Here is a 22,985-nt window from a genome sequence, read left to right as displayed (position 1 = left end):
TATAAGATATGTATTGTAAATACCACAATTAAAGCTTTACATCTCTTTCTTTATTATTATTGTTATTATGCCCTATAGATGTTATAATAAAAAAAGTTTAATGAGACTTTGAAATTAGGAGAGATGAAAATTGATTAAATTTAAGAAAAAGCTTTTAAGTTCAATATTGATTGCTTTATCAGTATCACTTTTTACGCCAACAAAAGCTACTGTTCAGGCTGCCGAAATTTCCCAGCCTAATATAGTTGGAAAGTATGCTGTCACTTTAGATTATGACACTGGTGAAATTATTTATGCAAAGGGAATAGATGAAAAAGCATATCCTGCTAGTACAACAAAGGTAATGACAAGTCTTTTATTTGCTGAACATGCTTCAAAGAATGATTCTTTTCCATATACAGCAGATGCAAAAGCTCAACAACCTTATACATTAAACAATAGCTTTGGACCAATACCTGTTGGCGAAGGAATGAATGCTAATGATTTAATGAAAGCTTTACTTATGTTTTCAGCTAATGATGCTGCCGCTGTAATTGCAGACGGGTTGGCTGGAAGTGCTGAAAAATTTAGTGTAATGATGAATGACGAAGTAAAAAAATTAGGATTAAAAAATACTCACTTTGTTACTCCAAATGGCTTACATAATGATGATCACTATTCAACAGCTTACGATTTAGCTGTCATTTTACAAAATGCTTATAAAAATCCTTGGGTAAGCGAAACTATGGCACTTAAGGATAGCGACATAACTGTAAACGGAAAAAAAGTACTTTTAGAAAATAGAAATAAAGAACTTGGTATCGACGGAAATATTGGTGGAAAGACTGGATTTACAACTCCTGCTGGAAGATGTTTAGTATCAGTATACGAAAGAAATGGTAGAAAAATAATAGGTGCTGTTTTAAATTCTCAATATGATGCTAAGGATGAAATTGTATTTAATGATATGAATAAAATTATTGATTACAGTTACTCTGTAGATAAAGTTCCATACATAAAGGCTGGTACAACAATAGATACTATTCCAGTTGAATATAAACTTTTTAGATGGTTTGGACCAACTAAGAAAATAGATGTTCCTTTTGTTGCAACTGAAAACATAGATTATTATAAAAATTATGTAAATGAAAAAGAAACATCAAAATCAATAAACTTAAATGATATGAACGCTTGGCAATTAGCTTCTAATCCTGAATCAGCTGCTGTTACTGTTACTCAAAGAGCTTACGTTAAGGATTATCCAGTAAAAGCTGATATAGGTACTTTTACTCTTATAAAAGCTAATTTCTTAAGTTATTTAGGAATAATTGTTCTAGTAGTTGTTGCGATTGTATTAATATTACTTATTATAAGAGCAATAAATTTAAGAAAACGTAGAAGACGTAGAAGAAATATATTTTAATAAAAAAAAGATTTAGTCTTAGACTAAATCTTTTTTATTATAAACCTATTAAATTAAGAATTTAATTTTTCAACAAGATCTAAAATTTCTAAAGGTTTATCTACATAAAAGTCTGGCTTACTCTCTCCTAATTTTTCAAGAGGCAATGCTGTGTATTTAACTCCACAGGTCTTAGCCCCAGCATTTTTACCTGCTAAAATATCATAAGGTGAATCACCTACCATAAGAGCTTCACTAGGAGATACTCCTAAGTTCTCACAGGCCTTTAAAACTGGCTCCCCATCTGGCTTATGCTTTGTAGTAATTTCAGGAGTTATAAAAGTATCAAAATACTTAAATATACCCATTAATTTAGCTCCACGCTCTGCCATATCACTTTTCTTTGAAGTTACAACTCCAATTTTAATTCCTTTACTCTTTAATGTTTTTAGCATTAAATCGACGCCAGCAAACTCTTTACATTCATCATCATGTAATTCTAAGTTTATTTTTCTATAACAATTAATCATTTCTTCTATTCTATTTTCATCATAGGATTTAAAAATTTCCTGCAATGGTCTACCATAGTTCATAGTAATCTCTTCTTCACTTGGCTCTAAATCTAACATAGTTTTAAATGTATGTTTAAATGATTTTAGTATTAAATCATTAGTATTTATCAATGTTCCATCTAGGTCAAACAATACTGCTTTTATCATAAATTTCTCCTTTATTATTTTAAAAATCAGCTTTAAAATATATATATTTTTAATAATTATATCATAAATTTAAAAAAATTTTAAAAAACCCCTTCACAAATTAAGATTTTTAGTATATATTAATTATTAAATAAATAAGTTGTACAAAGCATTGATGGGAAAAAGTAATCTTTGGAAAGAGTTTTAGCGATTGAGGGATGGTGAAAGCCTCATACTATACCTTTGATGAAGAACATCCTTGAGCTTCTAACCGAACTTCAAAATTTATTTTGGACAGTAGACTTAGACGGGTTTCTTTCCGTTAAAAGAAGGACAGTGTTAAGATGCACTGTTATTAAGTGAGTGCTTTTGTACTAACATAGGTGGTACCGCGGAGATGATTATACAGCCTTCGTCCTATTAAAAATATAGGATGATGGCTTTTTTTATTGTCTTTTATAATATATTTTTAAATTTTATTATTTTAACTATACGTATAAATCAAAACATTTAAAGAAATTTTAATAACCTGTTTGGGGCCAAACAAATTTATAAAAAAATATATGTAGCAAAAAATATATCTACATTTAAAATTAAGGAGTTGTTTAAAATGGAAAAATTATTTATACCAAAGGGCTATAAACCTTTATTATCACTTAGAGAAACAGAAGTTGCTATTAAAGAACTTAAAGACTTTTTCGAAGATTCTTTAGCTAAAAACTTAAACTTAACAAGAGTTTCTGCTCCACTTTTCGTAAATAAAGGTTCAGGATTAAATGATGACCTAAATGGAATTGAAAGACCTGTAAGTTTTGATATGAAAGCTATGCCAGAGTTTAACATTCAAATAGTTCATTCTCTAGCTAAATGGAAAAGACTAGCTCTTCATAGATATGAATTTGAACATGGTGAAGGTCTTTACACTGATATGAACGCTATAAGAAGAGATGAAGATTTAGATAACATTCACTCTATTTATGTTGACCAATGGGATTGGGAGAAAATAATAGATAAAGAAGAAAGAAATTTAGAAACTTTAAAAGAAACTGTAAAATCAATATATGGTACTTTTAAATCAACAGAAGATTTTATAGTAGCAAAATACCCTCACATAGAAAAAATTCTTCCTGAAGATATAACATTTATAACATCACAGGAATTAGAAGATCGTTATCCAGATCTTACTTCTAAAGAGAGAGAAACTGCTATATGTAAAGAATTTGGCGCTGTATTCATAATAGGAATTGGTGGAAAATTAGCTTCTGGTGAAAAACATGATGATAGAAGTCCAGACTATGATGATTGGACATTAAATGGAGATTTATTATTCTACTACCCTCTATTTGATGAGGCTGTAGAACTTTCATCAATGGGAATAAGAGTTGATGAGGAAAGCCTTTTAAAACAATTAAAAATAGCAGAATGTGAGGAAAGAAAAGAACTACCATTCCATCAAATGCTTCTTGAAGGAAAATTACCATATACTATAGGTGGTGGAATTGGTCAATCTAGAATATGTATGTTCTTCCTTAGAAAAGCTCACATTGGAGAAGTTCAAGCATCTATGTGGGATGAAGATATGATAAGAACTTGTGAAGAAAACAACATACATTTATTATAAAAGTTATATTAAAATTTTGATTTTTATTTAATTTAACTTTAACTTTAAAAAATTCAATATTATCCCTCTTATAAATATAGTATAATTTCTTTAATAAACTAATATTTAAAAGGGGGATAATTATTATGAAAAGGTCTATTTTAAATACATTATTGAATGTCCTTGCAATAATTTTTATAGTTTTCTTAATGATTAAGGTAAGTGTGCCTATGGGGAGCATACTACTTCTATCATTTATAATATTTAAATTAACTATAAACAAGCATTTAATTTATATGTTTAAGGGTGCTAAAAAACTTAGGGCTAATAATTTAGAAGAAGCTTTATCTCTTTATAGAAAGGCTGCTCTATGTAATAGTTCTAATGTAAAAGCTATAAAAACTTATGTTTTCTTAGAACTTAAAATAGGATCTTATACTGAAGCTTTAGAAACTTTAAAAAGCATAGTATCTAAAAGAAAATTTTTACCTGAAGATGCAAATCAACTTGATTTACTTCAAGCAATACTTTATTGGAAATTAAATAATATAAAAACTTCCCTTCAAATCTTAGATGATTTAAAAGCTAATAATTTTAACTCTCTAGATTTTTATGAAGTTTATGGATATGTTTTGATTCAAGATGAAGATTTTGAAAAAGCAATTTCAATAAGTAATGAAGGATTAAAAGTTGATGAATTAAGCCAAATAATAAGAGCTAATTTAGGAGAGATTTTCTATAAAATTGGGGATATAAAAAAAGCTTGCTTTTATTTTGATGAATTAATAGATGAATGTGTAAATTTTTCAGAACCCTACTATTTTATGGGAATTATATCAAAAGAAAAAGAAGATTTTTATAAAGCCAAAGAATTTTTAAATAAAGCACTTAAGTATGATGAGTCTATTCTAAGCAACCTATCAAAAAATGATATAGAAAACGCTTTAATAAGTATAAATCATTAATTATTATGATATTTGATTATAGCTTTAATTTTAAATTCATTCTATAATGTATAAGGAACTTAAAAAATAGTTCCTTATATTTTTTTAATAAAAAAAGGAAGTGATTATCTAGTGAAGCTTTTAAGAGAAATGCTTATTGTAGTGTTTATATACTTCTTAGGCGAATTTATTTCTAAAAGTTTTATACATAGTGTACCTGGAAATATTATTGGAATGTTAATATTATTAGTTTTACTATGTACTAAAGTTGTTAAAGTAGAATCTATTGACTGTGTTGCTCAATTCTTCTTAGATCATTTAGCCTTCTTCTTCGTTCCTGCAGGGGTTGGACTTATGACATCTGTTGGATTATTAGAAGGAAATGTTCTTAAATTATTATTTATTTGTATAGCCTCAACTTTTGTTGTAATAGGAGTTACAGGTTTAGTTGTTCAAGCTTTAATAAGAAGAAAAGAAAAAAAACTACTAGGAGATGAAGTTAATGAATAACCTTATTAATAACCCTTTATTCGGAATTTTATTAACTCTTTTTGCATTTGAAATTGGTATGACCATATACAAAAAGACTAAAATTCCACTACTAAACCCTTTATTAATAGCAATTGCTCTTGTAATTGCAGTTTTAGTTTCATGCCATATAAGTTTTGAAACTTATAATATTGGTGGTAGTTTTATAAATGCATTTTTAGGACCTGCAACTGTAATTTTAGCAGTACCTTTATATAAACAGTTACAACTTTTAAAAAATCATTTTGTACCAATAATGACAGGAATAATAGTTGGAAGTTTTGCTTCTATGTGCTGTGTTATAATAATGGGATATTTCTTAGGAGTAAATCATGAACTTATTGCTTCTTTAGTTCCTAAATCAGTTACTACACCAATAGGGGTTGAAGTAGCTAGCGGACTTGGTGGAATACCTTCAATCACAGTTATAGCAGTAATAATAACTGGTATCACAGGTGCAATCATAGCTCCTATGGTATGTAAATTACTTAAGATTGATCATGAAGTTGCTATGGGAGTTTCTATGGGAACAGCTGCCCATGCCGTTGGAACTACTAAAGCTTTAGAAATTGGTGAAACTCATGGTGCTATGAGTTCATTATCTATAGGTGTTGCTGGATTAATAACAGTTTTCCTTGCTCCACCAATATATATGCTATCTGCATTAATATTAAAATTTGTCTAAACAGTGATAAAATTTCACTGTTTTTTTCTTTTTATGACTATATTTTCTTAATTATAGAAATACTAAAAATATAAATCTATAATTAAGGAGAATTAAAATGAAAATATATAAAAAAATTCTAGGCTTTTTTGCCTTAGCAGTTCTATTAAATCCAAATACTCTAACCTTAGATGCAAGCACTTTTTCTAAAGAAGATCAAATTCAAAACAAAGAAATTTTATATGATATTACAGCCTTCACCACAGAAAAAAACACTCTTAACTTAATAATAAATCAATTGTTTAAAGAAGATGATACTCTATTTATAGATGCTTATTTTTTAAATACAACTGAAAACACTACTTTTGAAAACTTAGAAAATTTTAATATCTCAGTTTGTGATACCAATAATAAAGAGGTACTAAATAAAACTTTTAAAAGTGTTGTTATCCCTAAGGGACTTCCTCCACAACATGGAAGAAGAATTTTATTTCCCATAGAAAATGAATTTTTTAACCTACAAGAAAAAGATTTATCAAAACTATCTTACAAATTCATCTTTGATTATAATTAAAATTTTAAACCTTTCTCTTAACCAAACAAAAAGAGTTATATCAAAAGTTAATAATAGTATGTATGAAAATAATTTTTTACAAAACTTACAAACAGCATAAATAGAATACCTTAGGAAAATCTAGTAATTCTCTGAATGTGTTTGTAAGTTTTATTATTATATTTTGCTACATAACATTTTTATTTCTTTTAATACAACTCATATATATTTTATTAAATAAATTCCATTCTCCATGTGAAATAACCTTTTTCTTCATCTTTTTCATATATGAAGTATGCTGCAAAGGTATTTCCCTTTTTACTTTTTAAATTTCTAAATCCAACTTTTCCATTAGCTAATAGAAGTTTTACCATCTGAGGTGTTACTTGTTTTCCAAAGGAAGCTATATACTTATCATTTTTCCATATGGTATATTTACATCCATTTTTCCAGTTAACACATCCAAATCCTCTTTCTCCCTCTATAACAGGATTTCCACAGTTAGGACATTTTCCTAAAACCTCTACCCCTTCTGGAGCCTCTACTTTAAAGTGTTTTGCCATGGAATCATCATTTTTTATAGCCTTAACTCCCTCTATAGTAAAGTTTTTTATAAGATTTAAGAAATCTTCTTTTTTTACCTTCCCTCTTTCTATATCAGAAAGAGTTTTTTCTAGTCTTCCTGTGTATTCTAAATCTAAAAGTTCCTTAACAGGGAATATTTCAACTATGGTTCTACCAAGCTCTGTACAAGTTAAACTTTTTCCCTTTGTGGTAATATATCCTACATCCTTAAGCTTTTTAATTGTTTCAGCTCTAGTAGCAGGTGTTCCTATACTAAATCCACTTAATATTGAGGCCATCATTTCTTCACTATCTTCCTCTGCATCCTCTTTAAAACTCTTACCACAAGTCTCCATTACCCTAAGTAAAGTCTTCTCAGTATGCTTTTTAGGTGGTTTTTTAGTAACCTTATTTATTTTACTATCTACTAAGTCTACTACTTCTTTTTCATTTACCATTGGAAGAATTGTATCTTTACTATCTATTTTTTCAACAACTCTCCATCCTTCTACAAGCTGAACTTTTCCTTTTGAAATAAATACGCCCTTAACCTCTTTATCATTTACCTTAGAAGTTATTTTTGTTTCCTCAAATTCAGCTACGGGCATAAATTGCATAAGAAATCTATTTTTAACTGCTGTGTAAACTATTCTTTCATCTTGTGTTAAATTATTAGGTTTCATGTAAGTTGGAACTATGGCACTATGGCTCTCAACCTTTGAATTATCAAAAACCCTTTTATTTTGAACAAACTTTATTTGCTCCTCATAAGGCAAGCCTACCTTAAGCTTTTCTAAAACATTTCTAGTTCTATCAACTAAGCTCTCCTCTAGAGCCATACTTCCTGTTCTAGGATAAGTTATAAACTTCTTTTCATATAAAGATTGAGCTACTTTTAAAACCTTATCTGAAGTCCATCCTTTGTATTTACTTGTTATGTATCCTTGAAGATTAGAAAGATTAAATAAAAATGGTGGATATTCTTTTTTTCTTTCTGTTTGCTTTTCAATTATTTCAGCATTTTTATCCTTTATCTTTTCTTTAATCTCATCTAAAACCTTTTTATCTTCAAACTTCTCTGAATTATTTTCATAATAAGTTCCTTCAAACTCCTCATTTTTTGAAGTTTTAAAAGTACCATTAAGTTTGTAATATGCACTTGATTTAAAGTTCTCTATTTCTTTATCTCTGTCATAAATTATTTTTAAAGTAGGTAGAAGAACTCTCCCTATATTTAAAATCTGTCCATCATTTAGCTTATATTTTATTGTTGTCACAGAAGTTAAGTTTATACCTATTATCCAGTCTGCCCACTGTCTTCCTATACCAGCATCTTGAAGAGATTGCATTTCCTCATTAGGTTTTAACTTTTCCATTCCTTTTTTAACTTCATCTGGTGTCCATTCATTTAATAAAAGTCTATATACTGGTTTCTTTTCACTAAAATATAGGAAAATTTCATCTGCAATTACTTGTCCTTCTCTATCAAAGTCAGTAGCAGAAATTATTCCATCTACATCTTCTCTATCTATAAGACCTTTTATTATCTTTATTTGCTTTTCCGCACCCTTATCAATGATGTTTCTATTTAAAGAATCTTGTTTTATTTTATATCTAAAAACTTCTGGGATAAAAGGAAATTTTTCCATTCTCCATCCCTTCATGTTCTCATCATAATCCTTTGCATCAAATAACTGCAATAAGTGTCCGAAAGCCCATGTTATAAGATATTCTTCGCCTTCAAAGTATCCATCTTTTCTCTTTTTTATATTAAAAGCATCTGCAATATTTCTAGCAACAGATGGTTTTTCTGCAATTATTACCTTTTTCAAAGTATCACTCCTAATTATAATCCTTTTGTTATATTATCTCCTCTTCTATATCTTTGACAGATTTAAAAATTTATTTCACTTATTAAAATAATAAGGGCTGTCTCAAAACTTAGCATTTAATTATAGGTTTTACTAAGTTATATTGATACAGCTCCATTAATTTATCTAAAATATATTAAAAATCAAATTCAAACATTATTTATTATAATATAAAATTGCTTTTATTCCTAGTCTTTATAAACTACCTCTCCATTTATAATTGTATAAATAGTTTTTGTAGCTATTTCAAAAGGACTTCCATTTAAAATTACTAAATCTCCATCCTTTCCTTCCTTTAAGCTTCCAACCCTTTCATCAATACCTATTATTTCAGCTGGATTTATTGTTATTGCTTCTAAGGCCTCATTAAAAGTAATTCCTTCTTTCATAGCCATAGCTGCACAAAGTGGAAGATTGTCTATTGTTACCACTGGATGGTCTGTAGTTATTGCTACTTTAATTCCTTTATCTATTAAGGCCTTTGGAGTCTTAAAGGTCTTATTTAAAGTCTCAGCCTTTCCATTAAAACTTAAAGTTGGCCCAACTATAGCATCTAAGTTTTCTCTTTTAATATAATCACTTATTAAATGTCCTTCTGTACAGTGATCTAAAGTTAATTTAAGATTAAATTCCTTAGCTATTCTTATGGCAGTTAAAATATCATCTGCCCTATGGGCATGAGCTTTCATAGGTATTTCTCTATTAATTAAGGGAAGTAAAGCCTCATATTTTAAATTCTTACTAAAATCCCTATCCTCTATTTCAGCATCAATTTTTCTATTTTTATAATTAACAGCCTCTGTTAAAGTTTCTCTTAATAAAGCTGCAATAGCCATTCTTGTATTAGGCATTTTATTCTTTCCAGAATAAACTCTTTTTGGATTTTCTCCAAAGGCAACCTTTATTGCTACAGGTTCCTTTATTATCATGTCATCAATACATATTCCACTTGTTTTTACAGCGGCAAACTGTCCTCCTATTACATTAGCGCTTCCAGGCCCAATTACAGCTGTGGTAACTCCTGCTTCCATTGCAGATTGGAATCCTCCATCAAAGGGATTTATTCCATCTATAGCTCTCATTTGTGGGGTTATAGGCTCACTAGCTTCATTGGTTCCATTTCCTGCCCCATTATTTCCTTCTTCATGTAGTCCTAAATGACAATGTGCTTCAATAAACCCTGGAAATATTAATAGTCCTTTAGCATCAATAACCTCTTCTTCTCCTATGTATTGACTTAAATCTTCCCCAATTCTACTTATCTTTCCATCCTTAATTAGAATATCACCTTTTTCATATATCTTACCTTCTTCACAGGTAAATATTTTCCCATTTTTAATTAACATTTTTTATCCCCCTTTTATTTATGTGATTTAATAAATATTACCTTTAGCTATTCTTTAAATCATACTTTATTTTAAAGAAATTTTTTATTAAATATCTCTATATAATTATAGCACTAAATAAAAAATCCCTCTTATTCTATTAAAATAAGAGAGATTTTTAAATTACATTTCATTTAACATCCATACAAAAAAGTTTAATACTCCAGCAAAGGAAACCCATATGATATAAGGAATCATAAGAATTCCTGCTATTTTATCAAACTTTAAAAATTTAATTGTGGTTATAACTATAAATATTAATAATATGATGAGTTCTATAAATGCTAATCCGTATAACTTAAAGTAAAAGAATATTATGCTCCAAGCAAAATTTAATACAAGTTGTATTATATAAAACCAAAGGGCTGACTTTGTTTTTTCTCCTTGCTTATGCCTTAAAAATATTCTATAGGCTGCTATTGCCATAAGTATATATAAAATAGTCCATACTATGGGAAAAACTATGGCTGGTGGACTAAACCAAGGTTTATTTAAAGTGCCATATACTTGTACACTCTCCTGAGTAAACTTTCCAATAACATATCCTCCACCTAAAGTTATTAACAAACTTATTATTAAATCACCTAAATTAAATTTTCCATTAACCTTGAATATATTCACATAAATCACCTCTCAGGTAATTATATGTATTCCTTTTGATATATATTATATGTATATATCAGAAAATTCAATTTCAGCTCTTTCCTTTAAGTTATAGTAATTGTTATTAAAAATATGTTCAGTTCTATCAGTTTCCTTAAATAAATCTACATCATAAAAATATAATTTAAATCTATTTCCATGTCCCTCATATATATCAACCTTTAAATCCCCTCCTTGCATTTTCATAAGAGATTTACTTATATAAAGCCCTAACCCACTTCCTTCTTGTGTTCTATTTAAAGCCTTATTACTTTTAGTAAATTTGTCAAAAATATATTTTTGTTCATCATAACTTATAGCTATTCCATCATTTTCTATCATTATTACAAGATCTTTTCCTTCAAAATATATTTTCACATATATGTTTCCATTTTCACTTCCATACTTTACTGAATTTGATAATAGATTTAATATTATTCTTTCTAAAAACTCACTATCAATAGCTATAAATATCTCTTCAAAATCAGGATCAAAAACAAAATTTATTTTTTTCTTACTTATATATTCTGAAGAGGCATCTAATATATTTTCAACAACTTCAACTACATTAAGAACCATAACGTTTTCTTCTATCTGTCCCTCTGATATTTTATTAGCATCAATGAAATTATTTATTGTCCTTATAAGTCTTAAACAATTTTGTTTAATTACTAGGTTATTTCTTTCTATAGAATTAAGATTTTTATTTTCTATATTTAAATTATTTAATTGAAGAGCTGAACTTATTACATTTATAGGAGTCCTTAACTCATGACATATATTTGTAAAAAATTCCCCTTTTATATTTTCTTCTTCCAATTTATCTTTTAAATACTTATTTAATCTTAAAGCATTATTCTTTTTGGTAATATCATTTATAATTATAATTTTATAATTATCTCCAAAAGGTATTGTGTAAAATTCTCCATTAGAGTAGCCTCCCTTAATATTTTTAAAAATTATTTCTTTATAAGAATCCATACTTCCTTTCTCTTTTAAATAAACTTGCTTTTCTAGTATTTTTTCATATAATACTTCCATACTTTCAAACAATATAGATTCTTTGTTTTCAACTTCTAAAAATTCCAAGGCTTCGTCGTTTAAATAAAATAATTTTTCATCCTTAGAAATAAATATATAGTCTCCAATGGCTGAAGTAATATTATTAAACAACAATTCTTCTCTATCTAAAAGATTCTCTAATTCTTTTAGCTCCTCTATTTTTTTTCTTAAATACCTTTTATTTCTCTTAAATTCACCTCTTTTTAAGAGCATTATCCTATTTATATTATTAAAATTCTTATTTAAAGAAAATCTTATTATACCTTCTACTAAAATGTAATATGCTGAGAAGTCTAGTATTTGACTAAAGGAAACTCCTAATAAATAAGTATTTCTTAAATTATGAAAATTATTTAATAAAATAATATTTCCTACTGAGAATAATAATATATAAGCAATTAAATAATAAAAGAATTTATCAGATGTATTTTCTTTATCAGCAACAATTACTATTAATAATATTAAAAATAAAATAACAATCAATATAAACATAAAATTATTTATATATACACCTTTAATAAAAGCTCTCATTAATTTTGTATTATTTATTACTATGAGATAAATAATGTTAAAGATAATATTTAATAATAGAAAAATTTTATTTATTTTCTTAAAAGCTAAGTCCTTTTTCTTCCCTAAAACTATTACAAAGGTAATAAAATACTGAAATAATAGGCCTATTATTTTATAAGCTATCATCTTATCTACTACATATAACTCCAAGGAAACAAATGAAGAAAAAACCTCAGGAATAATAATCCAAAATATACCCATATTAGTATAAGAAACTAAGTTTTTTTCCTTATCTACATTACTGCTTATTCCTATTAATAATGAGGTTCCTAACATTATTACTGAAGACAAGTCTAAAAATTTATAAAACATAATATATTTTTCTTTTCTTATAAACAATACTGCTGATAGTATTATTAATATATATATTATTCTTAATATATAATATTGTAATTTAGGATTTTCATATTCTACTTTATATTCCACAACTTTTCTCCCTACTAAATTCCAACCTTATATTTGTTCCTGTATCCTTAATTGAATTTATATTTATAGTTCCATTTTGCAATTCAACTAAATTCTTAACAATATATAATCCAATTCCTGTACTTTTATTTTTTACTCCTTTTTTATTTCCCTTGCTATATCTTAAGAAAGCCTTTTCTATAAATTCTTTATCCATACCTTCACCAGTGTCTGTAAAACTAATAATAACTTTACTTTTCTTTGCCTTAATCTCTACTCCAATTCCACCTTCCCTTGTATGCTTTATTGAATTTGAAATTAAGTTTAAAATAATTCTCTGAATAAACTCTTGGTCACAATTAACATATACTTCTTCTTCATTGGTATCAAATACGTAAGTTAAATTTTTCTCTTTTATATATTCAGCTAAATTTCCTATAGAATCTTCAATCAATGTTACTATATTATAAATTTTAAAGTTTGGTTTTAAATAATCGTAATCAATTTTGGATGAGTCAATTAGATTGTTAGCTAACCTTAGTAAGGTCATACAATTTTCCTTATTAACTTGGTTATAATAATCAACTTTTTTAATATTTTCATTACTATAAAATTTCTCCTGCACTTGAACTGATGAATATATAACATTTATAGGAGTTTTTAAGTCATGAGAAATACTTGATAAAAAATCATTTTTTATTTGTTCTGATAAGGTTCTTTTTCTTAAATTATCTTTTATCTTTTCTGAAAACTTAAGTTCAGTTATATTTTTCATTGATATTATTAAGTAACCCTTTGATTGTAGTAAAATATCTAACTCCCAAAAAACTTCTATTCCAGAAGTAACAAATGAAGCTTCTCCCTTTTTTGTTCTTAAGAATTCCTCTTTATTTTCAATATTTATTATTTTAAATAAGTTCTTATTTATTACCTCTCTATTACTTTTTAAATTTAATTCATGTGAAAATCTTTTATTCACAGCAAAAATCCTATGATTATCATTATTTAAAATCGCTATAGACATAGGTGCATTATTTAAAAAGTTCCTAAAATAAATTTCATTATCTCTTAATTTTTTCTTAAATTCTTTAAACTCATTATTACTCTCTTCCATTTTCTTATTTAATATTTTAAGTTTTTTATTTTTATCAATTATATCTTCATGTAAAGTTTTATATGGCTTTGTAATAAGCATTTCTGAAATCCAAACATATATAATTAAATATATTGATATTTTTAATATATCACCTAATAATATAAGTGACTCTAAACCTAAACTATATGATAAAATATCTAATACTATTAAAGATAAATTTATTAGCACAAATAACTTTAAATAATTTAATAAATCATTTTTAAAAAGTTTAAAGCTTCTTAAAAGATATAAAATTATTAAAAGAAGTACTGTTGATACTACCAAAAAAACACTCATATCATAAAAAAATATACTGATTAATGATACTAGGGTTAAAAAACAAACAATTAATTTTATAGTTAAATCTATTGACTTTACATATGCTATTATCATAAAGCAATATACACTTTCTAAAACAGTACAAATAGCTATGGGTTTTAAATTTAAACATTGAAGTATTTCCTTTTCTCCCCAAAAGGCTATTAAATAAACAAGTATATCAAACTTGAACATGGCAACTAATAATAAATAAATACCTATTAATTTAAAAATCTTTTTATTAGAAAACTTAAATACAGTTGTGGCAATAAATGTTATAGCAAACACTACTATAGTTTCAATAATTGTAGATAAATAAAGAGCTGTACGTGGATTAAAAAAATATAACGTATATAAAATAATTGCTATAAATATAATACTATTAACTAAATTTCTAATTTTACTAAGTTTCAAATACATATAGTCATTTTCTATGTACTCCAATATACTTCCCCCTTAAATATAACCATATAAATATACATTATCATAAAAAAGAGAGGAAATTATTTAATTTTTGTAAATTATTGTATTTAATTGTAATTTAAAAGACCTTAAATATTGGAATTAACCAATATCTAAGGTCTCTAAGAAACTTTTAAACTTATTACTATTTCTTACCTCAATTAAATCATTATCTTTATTTATATATTTTATAAATTCTGGATAAAACTCAACAGCTTTAATTAAATCCTCTGTGGCATCCTCTAAATCTTTTCCTAAAATAGCCTTAAAGCAACTTCTATTATAATATAAAAAATGATTTTCTGGATTAAACCTTAAGCCCAGTGATAATATCTCTACTCCTTTTTCTATATTATTTTCTTCTTTATATATAACTGCTAAATTTAAGAATGAAAAAGCATAACCAAAATTCTTTTTAATGGCTTTCTCATAAAATTTCTTAGCCTTATCATATACATTTAATCTTTTATATATTACTCCCATATTAAAAAGAGCTAAATAGTGCTCTCCATCTATTTGAAGGGCTTTAGAAAACATTCTATAGGCCTCTTGAAGCATATCCCTTTCTTCATATATAGATCCTAAATTTATATGGGCCCAAAAGTCTTCTTTGCAAACCTCTATTGTCTTTTTGTAATACTCTATTGCACCTTCTTTATCTCCCACATTATCTAATGCATTTGCTAAGAAAAATATAGCCCTATCATAAACAGGATTTATATCTATAGCCTTTTTATATAATTCTATAGCCTTTACATAATCCTCTTTTTCATCATAAATCACTGCTAATCCATAATAAGCTCTAACCTCAAAACTATTTATACTTAAGGCTTCTTCATATTTTTCCTTAGCCTTTTCAGTATCTCCTAACTCATCTAGCATTAAAGCTATGCTTATTATTAAATCAATATCTCTTTCTCCTTCTAGAAGCTCCTCAGCTCTTAAATAATAATTTAAGGCCTTTATTAAATTCCCTTCATCATGAGCTTTATCACCACTACGTATATAATTATCTATAATTCTATAGTTATTATCCATATCTTCTCCTATTTTTCTAATCTATTATATCAAAATCATCTTAACTTACATAAAGCAAAAAGGAGGTATCAAAATTTTGACACACTCCTAATTAATACTCTAATTAATTATATATATCTTTTAAATATTTTTCAACAACCACTGAATAGTATCTTCCATAACTTCTACTTTATTTTTTTCATTTAACATTTCATGTCTTCCATTTTCATATAGCTTATACTCAATATTTTTTACTCCTACTTTTTCTAATTTATCTTTTAAGTTGATTACACCTTTACCAAAATTACCTACTGGATCTTTATCTCCTCCGAAAATATAAATAGGCATTTCTTTATTTATTCTATTCATATTTTCAGCTTTATGTATGCTTCTTACCCCTCTTAACAAATCGTAATAAAAGGAACTTGAACATATAAAACCATATCTTTCATTTTCTATATACTTGTCTACTTCACTTTCTACACTACAAAGCCAATCAAAATCTGTCCTATTTGGTTTAAAATTCTTATTAAAGCCTCCAAAAATCAACTTGTCCATAAGTTTACTTTTATGTTCTCTTCCCTTTAATGACATTTCTACTTGAGCTACAAATTCTCCAAGTGGGGCTAACTTATCTGGCTCACCATTAGTTCCCGATAAAATCAAAACATCCACTAAATCATTATATTCTTGAACTAGCCTCTGACTTACAAAAGATCCCATACTATGTCCAAAAAGTATTATTTTATATCCTTTATGTTTTTCTTTAGAAGACTCTATTAAAGTTTTAGCATCATCAATCATCCATTGGAAACCATCATTTTCTGCTTGATATCCTAAAGAATCTAAATCCTTAGCTGTAAAGCCATGCCCTCTATGGTCATGAGCATAAACTAAAAATCCTGCTTCAACAAGTTTTTCTGCAAATTCATCATATCTAATAGCATCCTCTGTCATTCCATGTAATATGTGAATAACTGCCTTAAATTCTTTACCATTACTCCATTTATATCCTTGTAATTCTAATCCTTCATCATCTTTAAATATAAAATTTTCTCTCAAATCTATCAACTCCTTTTAGACTATGTAGTATAAAAATCTTCTTAATACTAAGATACTACTTAATCTAAAATCTTTAAACAGATACTTTAAGTGATTTACTATTTTTTATTAACTTATTAATATTATATTAACAAATTTTTATCCTCTGCATAAATTTCAAACTTTTCTCTCCATATATGAGCTCTTTTTTCATCAATTTCAGCTACATAATTTAAAAATCTATTTAACTCATCTCTTTTAAAAAGCCCCTTAAAAAGATGTCTAGGAAATGATACCCTCTTTTTATAGTTATTTTTAGGATCTATTATTTTAAGAGTATAATCATCTTGTATATATATATCCTTACACCTTATATCAATTCTTTTAAATCCTAATCTTTCAAATTCTAAAATCATTAAATATAATTCCTTGCAAAGTTCCTCATCTAGATTTCCCCTTCTTAGATACTTATCTAATCTAACCCCATCAACATATTCCCGTATAATATATCCTGGCTTAGCTTCATATATCCTTGGAAAAAATCTAGACTTTCTAACTCTTTTTAATATACTGCTTTCATCTTTCCAAACACTCATTCTTCTAAAAATTTTTATTGCTTTATTATTTTTAAGGAGAAATACCACACCATTATGCCCCTCCCCTAATAATTCTGCTTCTTTTAAAGATTTTTCTAAATTACTACTTATATCTTTAAGGCTATAATCAAAATTTTTACTCATTTTACCCCTCTTATTAATAAGTGCTTAATACTATATTATACATTTTTTATAATAAAAAATGACTAATTTCTTAATTAAGAAATTAGTCACATTGAATAGGTATATAAAAATTTAAGTTATACTATTCTTTAATACCAAATTGGTGCAGATAGCGGGACTTGAACCCGCACACTCCTAAAAGTAATACCCCCTCAAGATATCGTGTCTGCCATTCCACCATATCTGCATAAAATATTGCCCATTTTAAGTATATGAACAATATTATTTATATTATTACTTATTATTTTAATCCTTATATTTTTGAAAAGCTAGTAAGGCATTTAAATTATCAAAAGAATATACGCTATTTGTCTTTTCATCTCCAAATCCACCATAAAGTACACTATCTTTATTTTTTATTTGATAATATTTTAATTTATCTATAGCCTTGTTAAATAATTCCTTATCTCCAATGTAATTTGCTATTAAAGCTACATTAGAGTATATTGATGGAGATTCAATCTGTGAGGTAGCATCTCCATTTTTACCATTGTAGGTAGCTACTAAGAATCCATCTTTCTTAAACTTTTCTTTTATCCATTTAATAGATGACTCCTCATTTTCTCCAGCTTCAATTCTATTTAAAATTACTATTGTAGATAATAAGAAATCAACATTTTCTTCTTCATCATATTTTTGAGTTTCTTCATAAAATACTTTTCTGTATAAAGGAACCTCTTCAGATATTTTTCCATTTTCTATTATACTGTTAGATTTTTCATAAATTCCTTCCCACTTCTTATCCACTTGACTCAATAATTTCATAGTAGGCAAGTCTAAATAACATAAAGTGGTTGTATTACCTTTTCCATAGTTATCTATATAATCTACTAAAGTTTCATTTTCTTCTGCATGTTTAAGTAAAGAGTTAGCAATATTTATAGCATAAAATTTATAATAAAAACTATTCCATCTGTTGTTGGCTAAAAGAAGAGCTTTTATTATTCTAAGTTCATCTATGGTTGCAGAGGAAGGTGAATTCTCATCTCCTTCTTTTCTCCAACTAATAAGTCCATTTTTTAATCTCATTTCTTTTACTATGTCAAAATGCTCATCAAATAATTCTTTATTATTAGCATTTACTGAATATAACATCATAAGCCCCTCTGACTCTGATAATACTGAGTGACCCTTAGTTATATCTCCTTCTGAACTTTTATCTATATAATTTGTATATATTCCATATCCACTTTTACTTAAATCCTTCTCTATAAAATCAAAAAGCATTTTTTCTTCTGGTGGATTAAAATTATCATTCCAATTAATATCCATATGTACTGGTTTTAAATATTCTCTATTAAAAAATAATATAAAAATAGCAATTATTAAAATACCACCTATAGCTATTAGCCATTTTTTCAAAACATCCCCTCCCAAAGCTTTATCCATAGTATATTAAAATACATAGGTCACTTAAGAATAAAGTGACCTATATATATTGTAATAAACATTTACTTTTTTAACATATTTATCAGTTTCTTTAAATGGTATATAAGTAAGATTTTTTCCATCATCAGAATGTTCAGCACTATTAAGCCATTCTTGAACCCGTCCTCTTCCTGCATTGTAAGCTGCAATTACAAGGTCCCAATCTCCAAACTCTTTATGAAGATTATTTAAATACCAACATCCAAACCTTATATTAACTTCTGGCTCTAATAATAAATTGGTATCAAAATCAATAATCCCTTGTTTTTCAGCTATCCACTTTCCAGTAGAGGTGGTAATTTGCATAAGCCCTCTTGCGTCCTTATTAGATTTAGCATCTTCGTCAAAGTTACTTTCTGCTTTCATAACTGCCATGACAAAATAAGGATCCAAATTATACTCTTTACTATATTTCTCTACATAATTTATATATTTTAATGGAAATATAACATTTTTTAATATATATCCACTCCCTAAAAATAGTAAATATATGGCTAAAACAATTATAACTAGCCTTATAATTTTCTTCATATAACTCTCCTACTGGTATAAAGTAAAAAATTCTAACAAATCATCAATTTGTTCCTTTGTTTTAATTAAATTACCGCTATTATCAATTATTATGTTAGCATAATCTTTTTTTCTTTCAAGACTTAATTGAGAATTTATTCTATTTATAGCTTCCCCTTTGCTAAGTTTATCTCTAAATCCCATTCTTTCTATTTGGCTACTTTTATCTACCCAAACTAGAACAACCATATCCATATCCTTATGCATATCATTTTCTATTAAGGTTGCCCCATCTACAATAACTAGCTTAGTATTTATTTTTTCATATTCTTTAAGTTTAATCTCTATTTCCTCTTTTATATAAGGCATTATGATTTCTTCATACTTTATTCTTTCCTTTGGAAATCTAAAAATATGGTTTCCAAACTCTCTTCTTCTAAAATCACCTCTCCAATCAAAGAAATGACCTCCAAAAGTAGCTCTTACCCTTAAAAGTATATCTGGGTATTTTTCTAATACTTCTCTTGCAATAATATCTGCATCTATAACTGGGATTCCTGCCTCTTTTATCATAGAAGAAATAGTGCTTTTGCCTGAGCATATTCCTCCTGTAAGGCCTACTTTAATCATAGAATCAGTACCCTCCTTATTTTAACTTATACCAATCTTCTCCAACATTAACATCAACATCTAATGGTACACTTAATTTAATTGTATTTTCCATTTCCTCTTTTAGAAGTTTCTTAACAATGTCTAATTCTCCTTTTACAACATTTATTATAAGTTCATCATGAACCTGTAATATTAACTTACTATTTAAATTTAATTCTTTTAACTTGTTATATACATTTACCATAGCAAGTTTTATTATATCTGCTGCTGTTCCTTGTATTGGAGCATTCATTGCAAGTCTTTCTCCTAAGGCTTTTACTATTTTATTTGAAGAATTTGCTTCAGGTATATATCTTCTTCTATTTAACATAGTTAATACATATCCCTTTGTTTGAGCTTCATGAATAACCTTAGAAATATACTCTTTAATTTTTGGATATCTTTCAAAATATATATCCATATATTCTTTAGCTTCTTTTCTTGAAATATTTAAATCCTGTGAAAGACTAAAATCTCCTATTCCATATACTATACCAAAGTTTACTGCCTTAGCCCTACTTCTCATTAATGGAGTTACCTCTTCAACTGGAACTTTAAATACTTCAGAAGCAGTCTTAGTGTGTATATCTGAATGATGATTAAATGCATCTATCATATTTTCATCACCAGAAATATGAGCTAAAACTCTAAGTTCTATTTGTGAGTAGTCAGCTGATATTAATAAATCTCCTTCTTCTTTTGGTATAAATACCTTTCTTATTTCTCTACCCATTTCGTATTTTATAGGTATATTTTGAAGATTAGGCTCTGTTGATGAAAGTCTACCTGTAGTAGTTACAGTTTGATTAAATGTTGAATGTATAGAACCATCTGTATCTATAACAGACTTTAATCCTTCAACATAAGTTGAATATATTTTTGAAAGCTGTCTAAAATATGTTATTTTTTCTATTATAGGATGTTTGTCCTTAAGCTTTTCTAAAACTTCTGCGTTAGTTGAATAGCCAGTTTTAGTTTTCTTTATAACTGGTAAATCTAATTTTTCAAATAATATCTTACCTAATTGTTTTGGAGAATTTATGTTGAACTCTTCATCTGCAAGTTCAAAGATCTCTTTTTGTGTTTCCTCTAACTCTCTTTTAAACTTAATAGATAGCTCATCTAAAATATTTTTATTTACTTTAAACCCTATTGATTCCATAGAAGATAAAACTGTTTCTAAAGGAAGCTCAATATCATACATAAGTCTTTCCATTTTCTCTTCTTCTATCTTTTTCTTTAGAACTAAAGTCAACTCTTTCATAAATGAAATTCCAACTAAGTCTTCCTCTCCATCTTTTACATTAGGGAATTTTGAAAGATAGTTATTTATTAAGGATAAAAGAGTATATTCTCCCTTAGATGAATCTATTAAATATGCTGCTAATTCACAATCAAAAGCTAATCCATTAAAATCTATTCCTAATTTTTTTAATGCTGTTAAGGCATTTTTTATACTATAACCATTTTTTAATATATCTTCGTTCTCAAAAAATTCTTTAAAGGATTTAATATTCTCCTCTTCTTTTACTAACTCTTTAAAGTTAATTAAATAATTTTTCTCATCATAATTAATAAATATTTTATCAATCTCTATAGTAGAATACTTTTCTTTATTTAAATAAGTAAAATTAATATATACTTCTTCGTTTATATTCTTAAATAAATCTTCTAATTCTTTATTACTTTCTATATTAGTTATTTTAACTTCTATTTCTGGCTCTTCTTCTTCCCCATTTGATAATTTATCTAATATAGATTTCATTTGAAGCTTTGTAAATAAAGCTTTTAACTGATCTTTATTATAATCATCCTTTGATTTAATCTCATCTAAATCAAAGTCTATAGGAACATTAGTCATAATAGTAGCTAACTTTTTAGAGAATATAGCCTGTTCGCTGTACTCAGTTAAATTTTCTTTTAACTTTTTACCACTTATGTTATCTATATTTTCTAAAACTGCCTCTACTGAACCATACTCTTTTATTAATTTAAAGGCTGTTTTTTCTCCTACTCCTGGTACCCCTGGAATATTATCAGATTTATCTCCCATAAGTCCTTTAACATCTATGAACTGAGTAGGAGTAACTCCATACTCTTCAACCATTCTATCATAGTTATAAACTTCTATTTCAGAAACACCCTTCTTAGTTATACATACGTTTATATCCTTAGCTGCTAGTTGAAGGGCATCCTTATCTCCAGTCATAATATAAACTTCGATTCCTTCACCTTCAGCCACCTTAGCTAGACTTCCTATAATATCATCAGCTTCGAATCCATCTAATTCATAAGTTGTTATTGAAAATAACTTTAGCATTTCCTTAACAATAGGAAACTGCTCTGCTAACTCAGGAGGCATTTTCTTTCTTCCAGCCTTATAATCCCCATACTCTAAATGTCTAAAAGTTGGTGCTTTTTTATCAAAAGTACAAACTATATAATCAGGTTTTATATCCTCTCTCATCTTAAAAAGCATATTTGTAAAACCATAAATAGCATTTGTATGAGTTCCTTCACTATTGCTAAGCAAAGGCACAGCATAAAAGGCTCTATTTAAAAGACTGTTCCCGTCTAATATCAATAATCTTTTCATTCTAATCCTCCAATATATTATTCTATTAATCTAACAAAAAACTTTACTATTAATAAATTTCACTTCTAATCTACTCTGTAAAAAGTAGTTAAAATAAAATTATAAATAATATGAAGAGAATATCTAGATGAATTTTAGAATTTAAGCTATTACGTATAATAATTTGCGTTAATAAGCG

The 22,985-nt window shown here is 27.0% G+C and carries 19 protein-coding genes, 1 tRNA gene and 1 other annotated feature; of the genes, 6 read left to right on the top strand and 14 right to left on the bottom strand.

Annotated elements, in window-relative coordinates; translation table 11 throughout:
* Nucleotides 1-130: 130 nt before the first annotated feature.
* On the top strand, nt 131-1,402 hold the full coding sequence (locus tag I6G60_RS05465; RefSeq protein WP_003454809.1) for a D-alanyl-D-alanine carboxypeptidase family protein: 1,272 nt from the start codon (nt 131-133) through the stop codon (nt 1,400-1,402).
* Nucleotides 1,403-1,455: 53 nt separating this feature from the next.
* On the opposite strand, the gene ppaX is transcribed toward I6G60_RS05465, so the two are convergent.
* Entirely contained in the window at nt 1,456-2,100 is a 645-nt protein-coding gene (gene ppaX, locus I6G60_RS05460) for a pyrophosphatase PpaX (protein WP_003454854.1), read from the bottom strand.
* A 142-nt stretch (nt 2,101-2,242) separates the two neighbouring features.
* Nucleotides 2,243-2,502: a binding site (T-box leader), on the top strand.
* A gap of 187 nt (nt 2,503-2,689) precedes the next feature.
* Here ppaX and asnA point away from each other — a divergent pair.
* The 5 genes from asnA (at nt 2,690) to I6G60_RS05435 (ending at nt 6,389) form a co-directional block, all read left to right on the top strand.
* Entirely contained in the window at nt 2,690-3,700 is a 1,011-nt protein-coding gene (gene asnA / locus I6G60_RS05455; protein ID WP_003455182.1) for an aspartate--ammonia ligase, read from the top strand.
* A 125-nt stretch (nt 3,701-3,825) separates the two neighbouring features.
* Nucleotides 3,826-4,644 (top strand): tetratricopeptide repeat protein, encoded by an 819-nt coding sequence (locus tag I6G60_RS05450; protein ID WP_110020043.1) that lies wholly within the window; start codon nt 3,826-3,828, stop codon nt 4,642-4,644.
* Between the two features lie 111 nt (nt 4,645-4,755).
* Nucleotides 4,756-5,133 (top strand): CidA/LrgA family protein, encoded by a 378-nt coding sequence (locus tag I6G60_RS05445; protein ID WP_003451739.1) that lies wholly within the window; start codon nt 4,756-4,758, stop codon nt 5,131-5,133.
* Nucleotides 5,126-5,836: an LrgB family protein gene (locus tag I6G60_RS05440; protein WP_003451174.1), complete on the top strand. Its 711-nt coding sequence runs from the start codon at nt 5,126-5,128 to the stop codon at nt 5,834-5,836. Before I6G60_RS05445 ends, I6G60_RS05440 begins: the two co-directional genes overlap by 8 nt.
* 97 nt (nt 5,837-5,933) lie before the next feature.
* The gene (locus tag I6G60_RS05435; RefSeq protein WP_003455150.1) at nt 5,934-6,389 is read left to right on the top strand and encodes a hypothetical protein; all 456 of its coding nucleotides are present in this window, start codon (nt 5,934-5,936) and stop codon (nt 6,387-6,389) included.
* A gap of 212 nt (nt 6,390-6,601) precedes the next feature.
* Here the strand turns inward: I6G60_RS05435 and I6G60_RS05430 are convergent, their stop codons facing one another.
* The 13 genes from I6G60_RS05430 to polA form a co-directional block, all read right to left on the bottom strand.
* Nucleotides 6,602-8,764, bottom strand: a complete 2,163-nt coding sequence (locus tag I6G60_RS05430; protein WP_011591016.1) for a type IA DNA topoisomerase — start codon at nt 8,762-8,764, stop codon at nt 6,602-6,604.
* Between the two features lie 227 nt (nt 8,765-8,991).
* Nucleotides 8,992-10,149, bottom strand: coding sequence for an amidohydrolase (locus I6G60_RS05425; RefSeq protein ID WP_003455064.1), 1,158 nt, complete (start codon nt 10,147-10,149; stop codon nt 8,992-8,994).
* A 162-nt stretch (nt 10,150-10,311) separates the two neighbouring features.
* A complete protein-coding gene (locus I6G60_RS05420) occupies nt 10,312-10,809 on the bottom strand; it encodes a TspO/MBR family protein (protein WP_003454922.1) in 498 nt (165 codons plus the stop codon).
* Between the two features lie 45 nt (nt 10,810-10,854).
* Complete coding sequence (locus tag I6G60_RS05415; RefSeq protein ID WP_003454982.1) at nt 10,855-12,891, bottom strand: sensor histidine kinase; 2,037 nt, start codon at nt 12,889-12,891, stop codon at nt 10,855-10,857.
* Nucleotides 12,881-14,767, bottom strand: coding sequence for a PAS domain-containing sensor histidine kinase (locus I6G60_RS05410; protein ID WP_003455042.1), 1,887 nt, complete (start codon nt 14,765-14,767; stop codon nt 12,881-12,883). The genes I6G60_RS05415 and I6G60_RS05410 overlap by 11 nt, the downstream gene beginning before the upstream one ends.
* 120 nt (nt 14,768-14,887) lie before the next feature.
* Nucleotides 14,888-15,823: a tetratricopeptide repeat protein gene (locus I6G60_RS05405; RefSeq protein WP_197925653.1), complete on the bottom strand. Its 936-nt coding sequence runs from the start codon at nt 15,821-15,823 to the stop codon at nt 14,888-14,890.
* 120 nt (nt 15,824-15,943) lie between these two features.
* A complete protein-coding gene (locus tag I6G60_RS05400; protein ID WP_003473705.1) occupies nt 15,944-16,864 on the bottom strand; it encodes an alpha/beta hydrolase in 921 nt (306 codons plus the stop codon).
* Nucleotides 16,865-16,986: 122 nt separating this feature from the next.
* The gene (locus I6G60_RS05395) at nt 16,987-17,583 is read right to left on the bottom strand and encodes a hypothetical protein (protein ID WP_003454836.1); all 597 of its coding nucleotides are present in this window, start codon (nt 17,581-17,583) and stop codon (nt 16,987-16,989) included.
* A 140-nt stretch (nt 17,584-17,723) separates the two neighbouring features.
* Nucleotides 17,724-17,809, bottom strand: a tRNA-Leu gene (locus tag I6G60_RS05390).
* A gap of 59 nt (nt 17,810-17,868) precedes the next feature.
* Nucleotides 17,869-18,984, bottom strand: coding sequence for a glycosyl hydrolase family 8 (locus I6G60_RS05385; RefSeq protein WP_003455006.1), 1,116 nt, complete (start codon nt 18,982-18,984; stop codon nt 17,869-17,871).
* Nucleotides 18,985-19,035: 51 nt separating this feature from the next.
* Nucleotides 19,036-19,581, bottom strand: a complete 546-nt coding sequence (locus I6G60_RS05380; protein ID WP_003455079.1) for a lytic transglycosylase domain-containing protein — start codon at nt 19,579-19,581, stop codon at nt 19,036-19,038.
* A 9-nt stretch (nt 19,582-19,590) separates the two neighbouring features.
* Nucleotides 19,591-20,190, bottom strand: a complete 600-nt coding sequence (coaE, locus tag I6G60_RS05375) for a dephospho-CoA kinase (RefSeq protein WP_011591019.1) — start codon at nt 20,188-20,190, stop codon at nt 19,591-19,593.
* Nucleotides 20,191-20,206: 16 nt separating this feature from the next.
* Nucleotides 20,207-22,807, bottom strand: coding sequence for a DNA polymerase I (polA, locus tag I6G60_RS05370; RefSeq protein ID WP_197925651.1), 2,601 nt, complete (start codon nt 22,805-22,807; stop codon nt 20,207-20,209).
* Nucleotides 22,808-22,985: the final 178 nt, after the last annotated feature.

The sequence above is a fragment of the Clostridium perfringens genome (assembly GCF_016027375.1).
Lineage (GTDB): Bacteria > Bacillota > Clostridia > Clostridiales > Clostridiaceae > Sarcina > Sarcina perfringens.
This window is presented reverse-complemented; position numbering and strand designations above follow the sequence as displayed.